Here is a 1,285-nt window from a genome sequence, read left to right on the forward strand (position 1 = left end):
GGTAGAAGGCGCGGTTCTGCCCCCCGTGCTGGATCACGACGCCGGACGCCTGCAGGATGGCTTCGGCGCGCTCGACGGCGTCCCAGGTCTGTTCCCTGCGTTGCATCGGCGGCAGACCGTCGATCTGCTCGGCGTTGAAGACGGTGGCGAAGAACACCCGCGGCCGTTCCAGCCGCACTTCCGCTTTGACCGGCCTGCCCTGGGCATCGAGGACGGGCTTGCCGCTCTCGTCGGTCCGGGTCTGCTCCTCGCTGAACTTCCAGTACTGGATGGCCGTGCCGTGCTCGCCCTTGCGCACCTGCGCGCCGGCAACGGCGGCCTGCTTGTAGGTCAGCCAGCGTTGATCGACACGGCCCTGGCTCATCAACTGGATGGCGTTGATGCCGCGATAGCGCTTGCCGGTTGTCGGGTTGATCGGGAGCAGGGAAGCCGCCTCGCCCGCTTCCCACGGCCGCTGCCATGGCGCCGTGCCCTGCCGCAGTTGCTCGATCAGCTTCTCGGCCACCTGTTCGTGAAATGCTTTTTTGGTGTCGGCCATCGTCCTTACCTCCTCGCCTTGGTGGTGGTCGTGGCGGCCGGCGCGGTGGTATCCATCAGGTCGATGTCGCTCTCGGCGGCGTCCTGCTCGCTCAAGGCGTCCTCGACGAAGGCGCCGGCCTGTTCGGCCTCGTCGGGGTCGAACTCGGCCTGATAGCCGGGCGTCATCGCGTCGAGCAGCTTCTCGCGCAGCGCGCCGGCGGCGTTGGCTCGATCGTCGACCTTCGCGGCGAAGCTCACGTCGTTCTTGGGAAGGGGGTCTCGGTCATTCATCGCCTTTCTCCTTGCGGTTGCTGTCAGTGGGCTTGCCAACTCGTTACCAGGTCAAAACTCCGCGGATCACGCCCTTGATCTGCGAACGGTGGATCGGGCCGAAGTAGCGGCCATCGAAGGACGTGCCGCTGACGTCCGACATCAGCAGCAGCTCCGAACCGCCCAGCGTGAAGCGCTCGGCCGGAAAGCGCGGCAGCGGCCGGCCGGCTTTGTCGGCCTGGATCGGGGCGCTGTGCGGCAGCAGTTCGCCGTTCACGCGCACGCCTCCGTCGGTAATGGTCACGGCGTCGTCCTTGGCGGCCAGGACGCGCTTCATCAGGTAGCCGTAGCCGCCCGGGCAGAAGCCGGCGCCGACGTAGCCCCTGGCCCTGGCCTCCTCGAAGACGCCGATGGGCGGCGGGCAGAACATCACGTAAGCGCCCTTCTCCACCGGCTCGCTGCTCAGCCAGTACAGGCCGACCGGAATGCTTTGGGT

Annotated in this window: 3 protein-coding genes; all 3 read right to left on the bottom strand. The window is 67.3% G+C overall.

Annotated elements, in window-relative coordinates:
* Positions 1 to 538 (bottom strand): ArdC-like ssDNA-binding domain-containing protein (locus E4Q08_RS23610; RefSeq protein WP_169072203.1); only part of this gene is annotated, 538 nt, incomplete at its 3' end.
* 5 nt (positions 539 to 543) lie between these two features.
* A complete protein-coding gene (locus tag E4Q08_RS23615) occupies positions 544 to 810 on the bottom strand; it encodes a protein TraD (RefSeq protein ID WP_169072204.1) in 267 nt (88 codons plus the stop codon).
* Positions 811 to 853: 43 nt separating this feature from the next.
* Positions 854 to 1,285, bottom strand: a 432-nt coding sequence (gene traF, locus E4Q08_RS23620; protein ID WP_169072205.1) for a conjugative transfer signal peptidase TraF, incomplete at its 5' end; no start/stop codon positions are given.

This window comes from Candidatus Accumulibacter contiguus (assembly GCF_012940005.1).
Lineage (GTDB): Bacteria > Pseudomonadota > Gammaproteobacteria > Burkholderiales > Rhodocyclaceae > Accumulibacter > Accumulibacter contiguus.